General features: G+C 67.9%; 15 protein-coding genes and 2 pseudogenes. 14 read left to right on the top strand and 3 right to left on the bottom strand.

Translation table 11 applies throughout. The features are described from left to right. Positions 1-24 precede the first annotated feature (24 nt). From ACIP6N_RS28360 to ACIP6N_RS28320, 9 genes and pseudogenes are all read left to right on the top strand, one after another. Complete coding sequence (locus ACIP6N_RS28360) at positions 25-759, top strand: DUF1796 family putative cysteine peptidase (RefSeq protein ID WP_401820259.1); 735 nt, start codon at positions 25-27, stop codon at positions 757-759. A 150-nt stretch (positions 760-909) separates the two neighbouring features. Continuing rightward, positions 910-1,887, top strand: a complete 978-nt coding sequence (locus ACIP6N_RS28355; protein ID WP_401820257.1) for an ATP-binding cassette domain-containing protein — start codon at positions 910-912, stop codon at positions 1,885-1,887. Continuing rightward, positions 1,884-2,657, top strand: a complete 774-nt coding sequence (locus ACIP6N_RS28350; protein ID WP_401820254.1) for an ABC-2 family transporter protein — start codon at positions 1,884-1,886, stop codon at positions 2,655-2,657. The genes ACIP6N_RS28355 and ACIP6N_RS28350 overlap by 4 nt, the downstream gene beginning before the upstream one ends. 2 nt (positions 2,658-2,659) lie before the next feature. Continuing rightward, complete coding sequence (locus ACIP6N_RS28345) at positions 2,660-3,466, top strand: ABC transporter permease (RefSeq protein ID WP_401820387.1); 807 nt, start codon at positions 2,660-2,662, stop codon at positions 3,464-3,466. 697 nt (positions 3,467-4,163) lie between these two features. Then, positions 4,164-5,258 carry a glutamate--cysteine ligase gene (locus tag ACIP6N_RS28340; RefSeq protein ID WP_401820253.1) on the top strand — a complete coding sequence of 365 codons (1,095 nt, stop codon included), beginning with the start codon at positions 4,164-4,166 and terminating at the stop codon, positions 5,256-5,258. Between the two features lie 258 nt (positions 5,259-5,516). Continuing rightward, positions 5,517-5,966 (top strand): pyridoxal-phosphate dependent enzyme, encoded by a 450-nt coding sequence (locus tag ACIP6N_RS28335; protein WP_401820252.1) that lies wholly within the window; start codon positions 5,517-5,519, stop codon positions 5,964-5,966. Positions 5,967-5,972: 6 nt separating this feature from the next. Continuing rightward, positions 5,973-6,254 (top strand): hypothetical protein, encoded by a 282-nt coding sequence (locus tag ACIP6N_RS28330; protein ID WP_401820250.1) that lies wholly within the window; start codon positions 5,973-5,975, stop codon positions 6,252-6,254. A gap of 49 nt (positions 6,255-6,303) precedes the next feature. Continuing rightward, positions 6,304-6,864 (top strand): GNAT family N-acetyltransferase, encoded by a 561-nt coding sequence (locus ACIP6N_RS28325; RefSeq protein WP_401820249.1) that lies wholly within the window; start codon positions 6,304-6,306, stop codon positions 6,862-6,864. Positions 6,865-6,917: 53 nt separating this feature from the next. Further along, positions 6,918-7,661 (top strand): annotated as a pseudogene (locus tag ACIP6N_RS28320) (DUF4157 domain-containing protein); the annotation flags it as partial. Positions 7,662-7,887: 226 nt separating this feature from the next. Here the strand turns inward: ACIP6N_RS28320 and ACIP6N_RS28315 are convergent. Continuing rightward, a complete protein-coding gene (locus ACIP6N_RS28315; RefSeq protein WP_401820247.1) occupies positions 7,888-8,322 on the bottom strand; it encodes a hypothetical protein in 435 nt (144 codons plus the stop codon). Positions 8,323-8,535: 213 nt separating this feature from the next. Here ACIP6N_RS28315 and ACIP6N_RS28310 point away from each other — a divergent pair, with 213 nt between their 5' ends. The 4 genes and pseudogenes from ACIP6N_RS28310 to ACIP6N_RS28295 form a co-directional block, all read left to right on the top strand. Continuing rightward, positions 8,536-9,162 (top strand): response regulator transcription factor, encoded by a 627-nt coding sequence (locus ACIP6N_RS28310; RefSeq protein WP_401820245.1) that lies wholly within the window; start codon positions 8,536-8,538, stop codon positions 9,160-9,162. A gap of 531 nt (positions 9,163-9,693) precedes the next feature. After that, positions 9,694-10,437 carry a vWA domain-containing protein gene (locus ACIP6N_RS28305; RefSeq protein ID WP_401820243.1) on the top strand — a complete coding sequence of 248 codons (744 nt, stop codon included), beginning with the start codon at positions 9,694-9,696 and terminating at the stop codon, positions 10,435-10,437. After that, on the top strand, positions 10,341-11,516 hold the full coding sequence (locus tag ACIP6N_RS28300; RefSeq protein ID WP_401820241.1) for an HYR domain-containing protein: 1,176 nt from the start codon (positions 10,341-10,343) through the stop codon (positions 11,514-11,516). Before ACIP6N_RS28305 ends, ACIP6N_RS28300 begins: the two co-directional genes overlap by 97 nt. 28 nt (positions 11,517-11,544) lie before the next feature. Beyond that, positions 11,545-11,853: pseudogene (locus ACIP6N_RS28295) on the top strand (DUF4255 domain-containing protein); the annotation flags it as partial. 224 nt (positions 11,854-12,077) lie between these two features. On the opposite strand, the gene ACIP6N_RS28290 reads toward ACIP6N_RS28295, so the two are convergent. Next, on the bottom strand, positions 12,078-13,646 hold the full coding sequence (locus ACIP6N_RS28290) for an MFS transporter (RefSeq protein WP_401820240.1): 1,569 nt from the start codon (positions 13,644-13,646) through the stop codon (positions 12,078-12,080). Between the two features lie 326 nt (positions 13,647-13,972). Between ACIP6N_RS28290 and ACIP6N_RS28285 the strand changes: the two genes are divergently transcribed. After that, positions 13,973-14,500 (top strand): MarR family winged helix-turn-helix transcriptional regulator, encoded by a 528-nt coding sequence (locus ACIP6N_RS28285; RefSeq protein WP_401820238.1) that lies wholly within the window; start codon positions 13,973-13,975, stop codon positions 14,498-14,500. On the opposite strand, the gene ACIP6N_RS28280 is transcribed toward ACIP6N_RS28285, so the two are convergent. Further along, positions 14,447-15,718, bottom strand: coding sequence for a hypothetical protein (locus ACIP6N_RS28280; RefSeq protein WP_401820236.1), 1,272 nt, complete (start codon positions 15,716-15,718; stop codon positions 14,447-14,449). The two genes, ACIP6N_RS28285 and ACIP6N_RS28280, sit on opposite strands and share 54 nt — an antisense overlap. Positions 15,719-15,773: the final 55 nt, after the last annotated feature.

Here is a 15,773-nt window from a genome sequence, read left to right as displayed (position 1 = left end):
TGCATTCTCGACAAAAGGAATCACATGACATCGAAGCCACCTCGCGGATCGTCCTCCTCGGCGAACGAAGCTGTTCCGACGCCTTTGATCGGCGTCGGCGGAGGAGAGTTCTATGACCTCTGCATAGGCCTGGGCCAGCACTGCGAGTCCACGTTCCAGATACGCCGCATCACGGGCCAGGAGAGTGCGCACTTCTTCGACTGGCTCGAGATCGACCTCGAGTTCGTGCGAGTGGCCATCGAGACAGATTTCCGCGACGTACTGCGCCCCGGAAAGATCTCCCTCACCACAGATGGTGGCGGCGCATTGGACTTCGGTGCCGGAATCGAGTTCTACCATGAATTCACCGCAGAAGCGGACGGCGACCTCACACTCGCAGACATCGAGAGCCAGCTTCCGGCTGTTCGGGAAAAATATGCGTTTCTGGCCACTCGCTGGCAGGAGATGGCCTCCTCATCGGCTCGCGTCCTTTACATACGTCAGGACGCGAACGGCGTCGAGTCGGTGAGCGACATCTGTCAGCTCCAGGACACTATCGCCACCCGATATCCCGGGCACGACTTCGCCTTGCTGTGGCTGCGTCGCTCCGTGCCCGACGACCTCGACGCGCTCCCGCCCGGAATCGCTTTCAGAGAAGTGGCGCTGGCCCCCGGCCGCTGGCAGGGCGACGACGAAGCCTGGGACGGCCTCTTCAATTCACTGCCGGCAGAAACTCTGTGGCCGCACCACCGGACACCCGACTCCGGCTGTCCGGGCTGACGCCAACGCCGTCCCGGCCGGGTTCGGCCGGGACGATGCCGGCGGCAACCGCGTCTGTAGCAGCCACCCGCGGCCCGGTCATCGGCCGGGTTTGTCAGATCAGTGCGTCTCCGGGCCTTCCCGGCGGCTCCCCCAGGAAGGACCGACCCTGTGACAGCAGTTGTCGTCGACGATCTGTCCATGACATACCGCGTCCCTGTGCGGCAGGGCGGTCTGGCGGCCGCACTCAAGTCTGTGGTGCGCCGTCGCTACCGAGACGTCCAAGCGGTCCGGAGCGTGTCCTTCGAGGTTCCGCCCGGTGAAGTCGTCGGCTTCATCGGGCCCAACGGAGCCGGCAAGACAACGACCATGAAGATCATGTCGGGGCTCCTGCACCCCACCGCAGGCACCGTGCAGGTCCTGGGCTTCACGCCGTGGCAGCGCCAGGCGCCGTTCCTGAAACGGATCGCGCTGGTGCGCGGCAGTCAGCCCACGGGCGGTTTGCAGGAGTTGACTCTGCTCGACTCGCTGCAGTATCAGCGCGTCCTCTACGAGGTTCCGGCCGACGATTACCGGCGCAACCTCGATGAGCTCTGTGAACTGCTCGAACTGGGCCCGCTGCTGGAACGGCAACTGCGCACGCTCAGCCTTGGTGAGAAGATGCGCGCGGGGCTCGCGCTGTCGTTGCTGTACCGGCCGAAGGTTCTGTTCCTCGACGAGCCGACCCTGGGCCTGGACGTCTCCGCCGCGGCCTCGATCCGCCGGTTCCTCGCCTCTTACGCCACGCAGACCGGCGCCACGGTCCTGCTCACCAGCCATTACATGGCTGACGTCGAGTCGTTGTGCCAACGCCTGATCCTCATCGACCACGGCAGCGTCACGTATGACGGACCACTCGATCAGCTGTCCTCGCGGTTGTCGCCGTGCAAACTCATCAGGCTCAGCTCGCCGTCGGCCACGAAGCAGGACTTCGCCGGCATCGCAGAGGTCGTCTCCACGAGCGGCATCTCCTGGGATCTTCGCGTCCCAAGGGACGAGGTGGCCCATGTGACATCGATTCTGCTCACCACTCTCGATGTCGTCGACCTCTCGATCGAAGAACCGTCGCTGGAGAACGTCATCGATCACGCGTACCGGGAGGGGGTGTGACCGCTCGGCTCCCACGGCTGCTGGCCCTCGGGGTCCGTAACCAGTTCCTGGAGTGGTCCGGGGCCTGGTGGTTCACCGTGACCCTCGTCGTCAATCACGCGATCGGGCCGCTCATCGGACTCGTCGTGTGGTCCGCCGTTCTGCCCGGGAACCAGACAGCCGTGAACTATTTCGTGGCGCTGGTGGGCGTGCACCTGCTGACCGCGTCGTTCGAGAACTACACGTTCTCCGAATCGGTCTACGACGGCAGCGTCAGCCACGATCTGCTCAAGCCGCAGCCCGTCATCCTCGGGCCGGCGGGCCAGAACATAGCCATCCGTCTCTGGCTGGCCGTCTTCGGTCTGCCACTGACCGTGGTGACCGCTCTCGTCGCGGGTGCCTCGTACCGGTGGCAGGCAGTACTTCTCGCGATACCTGCGCTGCTCTGCGCCGCTGTACTGCGCTTCCTCTGGACCTGGTTGCTTGCGCTCACGGCATTCTGGACCGAACGAGTGCACGCGATCGTCGCTTTCGGCAACATCCTGATCTTCCTGCTGGGCGGTATCGCCGCGCCGATCGCGGAACTGCCCGACCCGTGGCGGTCCATCGCGATGGCTCTGCCGTTCTACGGGATGCTCGGCCTGCCCGCCGAGATCGCGACAGGCACACTGCACAGCTCGACCCTGGGTGCCACGCTCCTGCTGCAGATCGGCTGGGGCACCGCCTTCGCGATCACAGCCGCCATCGCCTGGCGGTTCGGCGTCCGTCGATACACCGTTGTCGGAGCGTGACCATGCGCATAGTCCTGACCGCCATGAAGTTGATCCGTCTGCTCCGCATCAGCTTCTCCATGTCCCTGCGCCAGGCTCTGGCCTTCCGGGTAAACCTGATCTTCGACACCGTCATGGCCGTGGTCGCGCTGCTCTCGACTTTCGCCGCGGTACTGATCATCTTCTCCAGGACCGACACTCTGGCCGGCTGGACCAAGCCGGAGATGTTTGTCCTCATCGGCACGTTCGAGCTCCTCAGCGGAATCAAGGCGACCTTCGTGGACCCGAACCTCGCCAGCTTCCCCGCGCGCGGCATCCGCGAGGGCCGGCTCGATCATCACCTCCTGCAGCCCGCGCCCAGCATGTTCCTCGTAAGCCTCAGCACCGCGACACCGCTCGCCGGCGTCCAGATCCCGCTGGGGCTCGCGGTGGTGGGCGTCAGCGTAAGCACAGGTGATCGCCTGCCGGGCCCCGGGCCCGCCATTGCCTGGCTTCTGCTTGTCTGCGCCGCGACGGTGACCATGTGGGCGCTGGGGATGCTGTTCGCGAGCCTGGCGTTCTGGGCGTCCAAACTGGATCTCCACAGCCTCTTCAGCAACGCATGGCAGCTTGCCCGCTATCCGGCCGACATCTATGCCAAGCCGTTGCGGCTTCTGTTCACCTACGTCATTCCCCTCGCGCTCATCGCCACAGTTCCGACAAGGGTGCTCATTCGCCCGGTCGATCCGCATGCGGTGCTCGTGGCACTGGCCACCAGCGTCGTCGCGGTGCTGCTGGCGACCGTTACCTGGCGACAGGGCCTGAAGCGCTACACCGGCGCGACCAGTTGAGGGCTCGCTCGGCAGGCCGGCCTGCCGAACGTCCAGCCTGCCGGCCTCAAGCATGCTGAAGCCTTCCCTTCATCTTGGACACCTGGAGACCGGGACCTGAGGTTCCAGAGGAAGTAACACCAGGTGGGAAGCACGTAACACGAAGCGGTGCTCGCACGAGTACAAGCGGGACGCGATCGAGCTTGTGCGGTCATCAGGCCGGACAGTGACCGAGGTTGCTCAAGGACACGTTGACAGGAGACACGCAGAGTGTGAATGCGACCCAAATGGGCACCCTCGCGGGTGCGGGAATGAAAGCCCTTGGCCTCGCCGGTGCCGCAACTGGGCCGCCAGTCACGCCCGGAGTCTCCGACGGAGCCGGTTTGACGGGTTGTCCATCAGCGGCCGGGACGCTCGCCGGCCGGAGTCACGGCCGCCGCCAATCCCTGCTGAATCAAGGGCGCGACAAGTGAGACGAACCTTCGTAGTGGTGTTTGCGTCTGTTGCGGGCTGCTCCTGCTCGTCGCGCGGCACGGGCTGAGCCGGCAAGGAGCCTTCCCGAAGGGGCGTATTCCTGTCCGAGTGAGAGCCGCGCAGCCCTGCCGCCCGAGGGCCGGGCCCCGTGGCCGGTTATGGGTGAGGGGGCGAGCGCCGGGCCCCGGGGGTGCACATACTCAAGGCTCCGACTCAAGGCTCCGACGCCCGGGAAGGGAACCCCATGACGCAACCGCTCACGGTCGGTGTGGAGGAAGAGTTCTTGCTGGTCGATCCGGACAGCGGGTCGGCCGTGCCCGCCTCTGGGGAAGTGATCGCGGCCGCGGCCTCCGCCGGTGTTGAACGGATCCAGCCGGAGGTGTCCTCGGCCGTGGTCGAGGCCGTCACCGAACCGCACAGCGAACTGTCCCTGCTGGTCGATGACGTGCGCTTCCTGCGTTCCAGCGCAGCGGCCGCCGCCGAGAAGGCCGACTGCGCGATACTCCCGTGCGCCTGGGAACCGGTCCCGGGACCGTACATGCCACCCACCGGCTTCTCCCGCTATCGCGCGCTCCACCGGAAGTACGGCGACCTCGTGTTCGGACATATACCGTGCGGGCTGCATGTGCACGTCGGAATGCCCGACCGGGAGCATGCGGTCCGCGTCAGCAATCACCTGCGCGGCTGGCTGCCCACGCTCCAGGCGCTTGCCGCCAACTCCCCTTTCTCGCTGGGCGAGGAGACCGGTTACGCGAGCTTTCGGTCAACATGGTGGTCGCAGTTGCCGGTGGCCGGTCCGGCTCCGCTGTTCGCCGATGCCGCCCACTACAACGCGCTGCTGGACAGCCTCGTCGCCTCGGGGGTGATCGTCGACCGGAAAATGGCGTACTGGTTCGCCCGGCCCTCCGAGTACGTGCCCACCATCGAGGTGCGCGTCATGGACGTCTGCCCCACCAGCGACACCGTGATGCTCCTGGCGGGACTGACCCGCGCACTGGTCACCATGTGCCTGCGGGCGGTGCGACGCGACGCCGGGGTCCCGCAGGTCTCCGACCAGATACTGGCCGCGGCCCACTGGCAGGCCGCCCGGTACGGTCTGGAGGGCGACGCCCTGGACGTGACCTCCGGGCGCCCGGTGCCCGCCTGGACGATGGTGGACCGGCTGCTGAGACATGTCACCCCCGCGCTGTCCGACGCGGGGGACCTCGGCCCGGTCAACGACCTGCTGGCGGAGATGCGCGGAAGGGGTTCGTGGGCGAGCCGGCAGCGGAACATCGTTCAGGAGGGCGGCAGCCTGGCCGATGTCTCCGCCCATCTCAGCTCCATGTTGCTGAAGTGAGAGAACCCGGCATCGCCCAGGTGAGAGCATCCGGCAGCCATCGCTGAAGGCGCAGCACCTTGCCATGACGTGCAGCGCCAGCATGACCGGATCATGTGCTGGTGCTACAAGTCGCCTGGATGAAAGGGGCGTTGGGCTGCACAGGTGGTGTCCGCGTGTCTGTCCCCAATTCCGGCCGGTCGGCCGCGGGTCCGCTGTTGGACAAAACCCGCGGCCCGACCTGGGCGGCGTCATGGGCGGATACGTGGAGGTTCTCGGATGGGTGTGTTACGGCGTGCGGTGTTGCTGGCCGGTGCGGGGACGGCGGCCGGTACGGCCCTGGCGGCGGGTCGTGCCGTCGCGGCGGACGCGGGCCCGCCGCCCGGCGGGGCGGGCGGCCTCGCGCGGGGTGAGGACTGGGCCCGGACGGTGATCTGCTCGACCGTTACCCGGACGAGCGCCGTTGGGTCAACCACCGGATCCGGCGGATCCGCGCCCTGCCGTACAGGCCGACACCGCTGCTGGAGCTGGAGTTGCCGGCCCGCCTGCGCGGCTCGCGTACTGCTGGTGAAGAACGAGTCGGTGCACCCCTCCGGCAGCCATAAACACCGTCTGGCCGAAGCGCTGTTCCTCAACGCCCTGGCCAACGGGTGGCTGGTGAAGGAGAGTCCGGTCGTGGAGGCGTCCAGCGGCTCGACCGTCATCTCGGAAGCATGGTTCTGCCGGTAGCTCGGCATGAAATTCGTCGCCGTGGTGCCCTCCGGCACGGCCGTGGAGAAGAAGGCGATCCTCGACCTCGGCGGCGAGATTGTCGAGGCGACCGGCGCGACCATCTCTCAGCGCGCCCAGGAGGAAGCCCTCGAGCGCAAGGGCCGAGGCGGCGACGCGGGCCAACGCCGAAATGGTCGCTTTCCCATTTCCTCCGGTACCGGTGACGCGTGTGGTCCGACGTACGTGGCCCGGACCGGGTTCCGGGCCACGTACGTCACCGCGGTGAGGCGCCCCCGCCGGGGATGAGGCGAAGGTCACCCGCTCACCCCATTCGTGTAGAAGTACGATAGGCCGGATGAATATCCGGCCTTCTTCCTTCGGTCACCCCGACGCCGTCAAGCTCAACGACCGTGTCCAGCTCGAGTACGCCGAGCGATACGGGGACGAGGGGGATGTGACGCCGCTTGACCCGGGCATGTTCGAGCCGCCGCTCGGCCTGTATCTGATCGCCTATGACGACGAGGGCACCCCGGTGGCCACCGGCGGCTGGCGCGGCCAGGAGAAGAACGGTCTCGGGTACGCGGACGGCGATGCCGAGATCAAGCGCATGTACGTGGTCCCCGAGGCGCGCGGACGGGGCCTTTCCCGGCTGATGCTGGCCGCCCTGGAGGACGACGCCCGTGCCGCGGGACGCACGCGGATGGTCCTGGAGACCGGCACCAAACAGCCTGAGGCCATTTCCCTCTACGTCTCCAGCGGCTACGAGCCCTGCGTCAAGTTCGGCCACTACCGCTTCGACGAGCTCAGCCGCTGCTACGCGAAGCCGCTGACCGTCGCCGCCGGGCAGGCCGGGGACGAGCCCGCCGCCTCCGCGGCTCCTGCTGTGGCCAACCGGGCCGGGACCGCGGTTCTCTGAGGCTCCCTGAGGCGCCCGCCCCCGGACGTGGATGATTCGCGGGCCTCGCGCCCGCGGACGTTTCCCGGCTGTACCGGGCGGCTGCCGCCGGGCGCGCCGCCGTGGTCGGGACGGCCGGGATGGGAATGCTCCAGCGGTCCGTCGGGAACAGCGCGGTCGGCGCGATGGTTCAGCGCAAGAGGAGCGGCCCGAGCGAAGAGGCGGACGTGGCCGAGGCGGGGGAGCAGGCCGGATCAGGCCTGCGGTCTCCCGTGCACGATGTCGTCTCCTCGTCCGGCGGCCAGAGCCTGGACAGCGAGACCCGGGCCGATCTGGAAGGGCGGATGGGCGCCGGCTTCTCCGATGTGCGTGTCCACACCGACTCCGCCGCGCACGAATCCGCGAAGGGTGTCGGTGCTCACGCGTACACCGTCGGCAACCACGTGGTCTTCCAGCGGGACGCGTACGACCCGTCCTCGCCCCAAGTCCGTACGACCCTGGCCCACGAGCTGACCCATGTGATCCAGCAGCGCAGTGGGCCGGTGGACGGTACGGAAGCGCCCGGCGGGATCCGGGTGAGTGACCCGTCCGACCGGTTCGAGCAGGAGGCCGTCTCGAACGCGGACCGGGTGCTTGCCGCGCCCTCGCCGACCACCGATCCCGCGCCTGCCCCGGCCGCGGCACCGGCCGCCGTTTCCGTACCGGCGGTGCAACGTGAGGAAACTGCGGACGAGGACGAGCAACCGGCCGACGTGCAGGGCTCGTTCGTACAGCGGGCCGCGGCGGGTGAGGAAGAGGAAGAGGCCCCGCCGGCCTGAGCACGTCACATGAGGCGCGAGCGCGTCCCGTGAGGCGTGCGGGTGTCGAGCGGGAGACGACGGGGGCCGGTTGGCGGGACCCGGCTGGGGCCTCGGGCCGCAGGCCCCCGGCTCCGTCAGCTCTTGTCGGACAGCATCGTGCCGCCGAGGAACAGCGAGTCCGCGCAGTGCGCGGGCGTCGGCGCGTTCACCGGCTTGCCCACCTTGCGGCAGTCGACGGTCAGGGTCACCCTTCCACCTGCGGGCACCAGGATCGGTGTGACGACGTGGTGGTCGAAGTCCCGGAAGTTCTCCAGCGCGAGGTGCAGTACGGGGGAGTTCTGGTCACCTCGGTGAACGGCGTTACGGTCAACCACCCTTCGGGCACCACCGCCTCGCCCGGTTCGCTGGTCGGCACCACGCGGATACCGAACGCCGTCTCGCCCGCCGGGACGGACGAGTCCCTGGGCGGGCGCAGTTTGAGGGAGACGGTCTCCGAGCTGCCCGGATACAGGGCCAGGAGCTGCGGTTCCACCGTCGCCCACGCCACGCAGGCACCGACCACCTCGAAGCGGTATTCCTCCACGGTGGAGCCGGAGTTGTGCACCTGAAGGGGGAGACTCGTCTCCTCGCCGGGTGGCGCGAAGACCGAGGACTCGTCCAGACTTGCCGTGAGACTCATAGGCGCACCGTAGAGTCGGCGTTGGCCCACGACATCGACCACGAAGGAACGCTTTCGGGCATGTTCACTGCCCGGGACGACGTTTGAGTTTTCTGGTCGGTGTCCACGGGCATCTCCCTACGGCCTCATTACTCATGAGGCACACGAACGCAGCTGTAGTGGTTGCGCGTTGCATGAGACGTGACCGGGCAGCTGCTCGGGGGGAGCTTTGCCATGGAGCGCACTACTGTCGCATTACGGGCACAAGATCCGATCTCGCAGGCGGGCGTGACCAGCCAGCTGCGGATGCGGCCCGAGGTCAGCGTGACCGAATGGGGGGAGGAGGACATGCCGCCGCAGGTCGCGGTGGTGGTCGTGGACGTCGTCGACGACGAGGTACTGCGGATGCTGCGCCACATCCAGCGCACCAGCACCGCGCGAACTGTCCTGGTCACGAAGGACATTGACGAACAGAAACTGGTGAGCGCGGCGGAATGCGGGGTCGCCGGGGTGATTCACCGCTCCGAGGCGACCCCGGAGCATCTGGTGCAGGTCATAGGAACGGTGGCGCGCGGGAAGGGCCACCTTCCTTCCGACCTGCTCGGCCGGCTGCTGGAGGAGGTGGGCCGGCTCCAGGGCCAGGTACTGGCGCCGCGCGGGCTGCACTTCACGGGGCTCGCCGCGCGCGAGATCGATGTGCTCCGGCTGGTCGCGGAGGGGTACGACACCGCCGACATCGCGACGGAACTGGCCTATTCCGAGCGCACGATAAAGAACGTTCTGCACTCGGTCATGACCCGGCTCCAACTGCGCAACCGCTCGCACGCGGTGGCGTACGCGATGAGGCAGGGACTGATCTGACGCCCGTTGGCCGGGAGACCGTGTCGGTTTTGATGCGTTGCGGCTGATGCGACGTACCGGCAACCGTTTCAGGGGGAAGTGAGTTGGCCGAACCTGCCCGAAAGGGCAGGCGAGGCTTCCCGCAGGTGTGGCTCGTACCTCGCTGCGTGACCACGGCGAGGTACGAGACCGTGCGGACCGGTATGCCGGTGCGTCGGACGGGTCGAGTCGTCGGCTCGTCAGGGGCCGGGCCATGTCGGTGGTGTCCACGGGGGAGGACTTTCGATGCGGTGGTTCCAGCGATACGAGCGGTGGCCACGGCCACGCCCTTATGCGGCACTCTCCGGACCACGGCTGCCCGTCGACAGGCCCCGGAAGCCTCGGAGTTCGCTCGGCGCTCTCCGCTTCCCGGCCCTCGCGCTGCTGCTCCTCGCGACCGGGCTCGGTCCGGTCTCCGGCTCGGGCGCGGGTGTGGCGGCCGTGGTGGCTCCGGTCTCGTGGGTCACACCAGCCGTTGTCCATGAGGCGGTCGACCCCGGTGGTTCCATCAGCGTGGACAAGCAGGTACTGACACCGGCCATTCCGCCGAAACCGGAGGTGGTCTTCCTGGTGGACGGGACCGCGAGTACGGCGGGGAGCGACGGACCCCTCCGAAATGTGCGGAACAACCTGGACCTCATTACGCCGAACATCCTGAACGAGCAGCCCGACTCCCATTTCGCTGTGGCCACTTTCGAGGACCAGGAGGGCGACGTCCCCGACGCGGGGTTCCAGCGTATTCACAGCGCTCACGGCCGATATGACGAAAGTGCAGGACGGCGTCGACAGGCTGGGGACCGACTTGGGCCAGCAGAGCGTGGCCTCTCCGAGGACTGGATCAACGGCCTCTGGCAGATCGCGAATGTAGCCGGCGGCACGACCGTCTTCCGCGAGGGGGCCAGTCCGGTCATCGTGTTGCTGAGCGACGTGTCCAGTCACTCTCCCAGTAACGGGCACAGCATCGACGACACGATCACCGCGCTCCAGGACAACAACATCCGGGTGATCGGTGTCGACATCGCCAGCACCATCGGCGACGGTCTCGACGGCGATGGCAACGCCCACGATCCCGACAACCCCGGCTATATCGAGAACCCGCCCACCACTCCCGGCCAGGCAACCGCATCATCAACGCCACGGGAGGGCACCACTTGGAGGGCGTGGAGAGCAACGAGATCGCGGAAGCCATCGCGGCGGGCCTCAGCAACCTGCCCACGAGCGTCGCTCATCGCCTCGACTCCTGCGACCAGGGCCTGACCGTTGCCCTCGACCCACCGATCCAGAGCCTTGACAGCGGCGGCATCGCACACTTCGCCGAGACCATCGGCGTCGCTGCCGACGCACCGCAGGGCACGACCCTGACCTGCACCGTCCAATTCAGCCTGGGCTCGGCGGCGGGCGACGACCCCGATTTCCAGCAGCGGATCAGCATCGATGTGAACGACGTCGAGGCGCCGGTGGTGACCGTGGACGACCGCATCATCAGAGCGACGGGCGACGCGGGCGCCCGCGTCAGCTACACCGCGACCGCGACGGACGCCGAGGACGGTCCGCTTCCGGTGAGTTGCACGCCCGCGTCGGGCTCCCTCTTCCGGGTAGGTCTGACCACCGTCACGTGCTCCGCCACCGACAGTGCGGGCAACACCGGCACGGACACAGCCCAGTTCGAGGTCTCTGCACCGCCGGTCCCGCCCTCCGCCGACGTGGCGGTCAAGGTCGATGTCACGCCGGACCGTACGTACACCTCCCGCCCGGCGCAGGCCCGCTACACGATCCCCAACGCCGGTCCGGACACGGCCGACGGCGTGGTCATCAGTTCCTCGTGGCCCAGCACACCGGCAGCCAAGGACCGCACACTGCCGGTCCTGAGCCGTTGCGCGGCAAGCGCGCCGTGCACGATCCCGCCCGGTGGCCGTATCGAGGTGACACAGACGGCGACCTACCGTGCGGCGATCAGCGGTGAGGTACGGGCCACCGTAACCGGCACCCTGCCCGACAGCCGTCCGGCCGGCAACCGGGCAACAGCTCAACTGCGCCTTTTGAAGCCTTCGTTGACTGTCACGCCGGCGGTCACCAAGCCGGGCCGGGTCGTCGTGGCCCGGGGCAAGGACTACCCGCCGGGCGAGACCGTACGTCTCACCTGGAGCCTCGGCATCACGGAGGACCTGAACGGTGTGACGGTCGGACGGGACGGCACGTTCGAGGCGCAGGTGCTGGTCATGCGCAAGGACCGGCTCGGCCCCCGCCGACTGCGAGCGGACGCACAAGATCTTCTACAGCTGAAGAGACCGGTCCTGGTCGTGCAACAGCCACCGGACTTCGAGGGCCGCGCGTGAGCACACGCAGATATACGGGAGTGATCAGGTGATCCATGAGGTCGACGACGTGCTGCGCGCCTTGATCCGCGCCGAAGTGCTCGAAGGCGGCCAGATCGCGGTGGTCTTCGACGCCCCGACCAGGGAGTGGGCTGCCAAGGTCAACGCCCCCATGGTCAACCTCTACCTGTACGACATCCGGGAGGACATGCGGCGGCGCGGGCGCGGACTGCACTACGAGTACGACGAGCGCGGCGCGATCGTGGCCCGCCGACGGCAGCCGCGCTTCTTCAAGCTGTTGTACCTGATCGGAGCATGGACCAGGCGCCCTGAAGACGAACACCGGCTGCTCTCCTCGCCGCCGCGCGGAGATCGAGTTCTGGGGCCACCGGTCCTGACCGTCCGGGCAGGACCCCTGTCCGAACCCGGCCTGCTCCTGTCACCGGTCAGCGGTGTGCGGCTGGAGTGGTCTCCAGCCGCACACCGCTGACTTCGGGTTTTCTGTCCGGGAGTTCTTTCGGGCCGGTGGGCCCCCTGCAGTTCATGTCCTTCGCCGTGCGAGGACACCGGGGTGACACGCTGTCAACGCGTGTTCTCCGGACGGGTCTCGGTCGGTGCGGACGCGGCGGCCGGCTCGGAGACGAGTCCGGTCTCTCCGCCGACGAGTGCCAGTGCCTCGGCGTCCGTCGCCGTGAGGCCCGGGGCGCTGTCCTGACTGCTCGCGACGACTCTGCTCTTCCCGTCGTTCGTCGGGCGCAGTGCGCGCCACAGCAGCGGAACCGTGGCGAGTGCGAGTCCGGCGCTCACCCAGATGACCACATGCAGCGCACTGGTGAAGGCGTCGGCCGCGACGAGCGAGGTGGTGTGGATACCACCGTTCAGTTCCTCGGTGACCTTCTCGGGATCAGCGATCTTGCCCATGAGGTGGGACGAGGTGATGGTCAGCAGCAGGGACCCGCCGATGGCGGCCGCGGCCGTGTCACCCGTCAGACGCATGGCGTTGAACATACCGGCGGCCATACCGGCCCGCTTCAGTTCCACGCTGGAGACGGCGGCGCCGTCCAGGATGGCCAGCGTGATGCCGTAGCCGATGCCGGTGACCAGGAGCGGTCCGGCGATCGAGGCCACTCCGCCGTGCGGCTGGATGGTGGTCAGCCAGGCCATGCCTCCGCCGACGATCGCCATGGCCGCGGTGAGCTGGACGCGCACCGAGATGAACTTGGCGATGACGGGCGCCAGGAGCGGGATGACCAGGGTGGGCGCCGTGAAGATCACCAGGACGGCTCCGGCGCGCAGGGGGCTGAAGCCCTCGACGGCGCTGAAGTACGTCGGCAGCAGGACCAGCAGCGGCAGCAGGGTGAACGCCATCGCCACGGCCGCGGCGGTGACGCCCATGAAGCGCGAGTGGCGCAGCAGGCCGAGGTCGAACATCGGGTCCTTCTGGTGCTTCTCCGCGAAGTAGAAGCCGGCCAGCAGCACGACGGTGCCGATCAGGGAACCGAGGACGAGCGGGGAGGTCCAGCCGAAGGCCGGTGCCTCGACGAGCGCGAAGATCAGCAGGAACAGACCACCGGTGAAGGTGATGGTGCCCGCCCAGTCCAGACGCTTCGCGTCCGGGTTCCGGGATTCCGTGATCATCGGTGCGAAGACGGCGACGGCGAGTCCGAGGATCGCGGGGATCGCGAAGACGCCGCGCCAGCCCATGGCCTCCATCATGACGCCGGAGATGAGCGGGCCGAAGGCGAGACCGGCACCGAGCGCGGTGCCGAAGATGCCGAAGGCGCGCAGACGCTCAGTGCCCTCGAAGCGGGAGGCGATGAGTGTCGATCCGGCGGTCAGTGTGGCGCCGGCGCCTATACCGCCCGCGACGCGAGCGATGTCGAGCAGGAGGATCGAGTTCGACAGCATGGCCACCAGAGCGGCGGCGCCGAACAAGGTGATGCCGAGGTGGAAGATGCGGCGGCGGCCGATGCGGTCGGCGATGGTACCGAAGGCGAGCATCAGCGCGGCGAACGTGACGTTGTAGCCGCTGACCACCCACTGGAGCGCCTGGGAGCTGGGGTGCAGGTCCCTGGCGATGTCGGGGAGGGCCACCCCCGCGCCGGTCAGGGCTACGGGAAGGAGGAAGACCGCCACGCTGACGAGCAGCAAGGTGACCCATGGGGGCTTCTGAGAGCGAGATGAAGGTGCCTTCATCGATGAAGTTGCGTTCATAGTTTCAGCATCCTACACCTCTGCTGCGGGACGGCAAGTCCGCATGTGGGTGGATTTGAGAGTCGGTCGAAAGGGGTGTATCCGCCGCAGGGGTGCAAGTGGGCGGGCCGGTCTCGAGCTGGGCATTCGTACCCACGGTCGCGACAAAGATGAAGGCTACTTCATCAGAGTAGTAACCTTGTCCAATGTGGAAACCTGCGATGGTTTCCGTACCGAGACGAGCGGGATACCGGGGACGCCGGCCCGCTGAGGTGGTGGATCACATGAAGAATGAGGCGTACGACACGACCAGGGCGGCCCATGAGGACGAGCCCGCGGACAATCTGAGCCTTCACATCAAGCGCGCCGAGCAGGCGCTCTCGCTCCGCAGGGCGGAGGCGATGCGCGAGCTGGACCTGACCCCGGCCCAGTGCGGGGTGCTCGGTCATCTCGCGGGCGGCGCGTCGATGTCCTGCACACAGCTCGCGCGCGAGGCGCTGGTGACCTCGCAGACGATGAACGGAATCGTCAGCCATCTGGAGGAGAAGGGGCTGGTGAGCCGGCGGGTCTCCCCCGATCACGGCCGCGTGCTCCTGGTGTCCCTCACCCCCGAGGGGATGGAGCGCGCGCGCAGCGCCCGGCGCTTCTCGGCCTCGGTCGAGCAGAGCCTGCGTGAGGATCTCTCCGACGCCGACTACGAGCTTCTGGTGAGCCTGCTCGACCGGGTCGGCCACACCGGCCGGGCGGCGGGCCGTTCGCTACCGGATCAGCGACGTCCAGTCGGGGGCCTGGGCGGGGTCCAGGCTCCGTAGCCGGGCGAGGGTGTCCGGATCCTGTGCGTCGAGCCAGTCGGCCAGCTCGCGGAAGGACACGCAGCGCACGCCCTCGCGCGGGCAGGCCTGGCGTATCACGTCCTCGACGGCGTCCATGTAGATGCCGCCGTTCCAGGCCTCGAAATGGTTGCCGATGAAGAGCGGTGCGCGGCTTCCGTGGAAGACCCGCTCGAAGCCGTTGAGGTAGGCGTCCTTGGTCTGCGTACGCCAGGTCGCCCACTGGGCCGGATCGCCGTCGGTCTCGCCGTCGGACTGGTTGTACAGGAAGTTGAAGTCCATGGAGAGTGCCTGGAACGAACCCCCGGGATAGGGCAGGAGCTGAAGAGGGAAGTCCCAGATGCCGTCCTTCCTGCCCGGCCAGATCTGGAAGTCCCCGGCCGAACTGGCGTCGTAACGCCAGCCGAGCGGCTCGACGGCGGGTATCAGGGTCTTCTGCCCCTCCAGGCATGGCGCGCGTCCTCCGGTGACTTCCCGGTCCGGGTCGAAGGGCAGCGGGGGAAGGTCCGTGAACCCGGTGTTCGACTTCCAGTTCTTCATGAACGAGACGGCCTGGTCGGTCTCGCTCCTCCACTCGGCGGGACTCCAGTCACCGCCGCCCTCCGCTCCGCAGAAGTGCCCGTTGAAGTGTGAGCCGATCTCGTCGCCCTCGGACCATGCCTCGCCCAGCTGCTCCAGCGTCGACCGGATGTGTCCGGGCGTCGGGTACGAGATGTCCGCCGCGCCCACCGCGTGCTGCGGCGGCTTGTAGAGCCGCTTCTGCGACTCCGGGAGGAGGTAGATGCCGGTGAGGAAGAAGGTCATGTGCGCTTCGCTCTCCCGTGCCGCCTTCCGGAACCGGGAGAACAGATGGTCGTCGCCCTCCAGCGCGCCGTCCCAGGAGAACACCACGAACTGCGGCGGCTTCTCGCCCGGTTGGAGACGTACCGGCTTCAACTGCCCTGGCTGCGGGCCGGTGTAGGAGGTGGAACCGTCGCCCAGCACCTTCACCTTCCCGTCCCACTTCTGGTAGCCGTCCTTCTCCCGCTCCGCCCCGGGCGCGGCGCCCGCCGCCTCCGGAGGACGCACCGCCGGTGCGGAGCCGTCCGCGCCGGCGCCGACGAGCGTTACGGCCGCCGCGGTCGCGCCGACGGCCAGTACCACCCCCAGGGCGACGCGGACGCGGAGCGGTGCGAGGACGGTGCGAAGAGTACGGCGCATGCGGAAGGTGCTTCCTGTGAGAGTCGACGGGACGGCGTGGGAGGCCACGGCGCCG

Origin of the sequence: Streptomyces sp. NPDC088725, assembly GCF_044751305.1 — a bacterium.
GTDB lineage: Bacteria > Actinomycetota > Actinomycetes > Streptomycetales > Streptomycetaceae > Streptomyces.
Note: the sequence above shows the minus strand (reverse complement) of the source record. Positions and strands in the feature narration are given on the sequence as shown.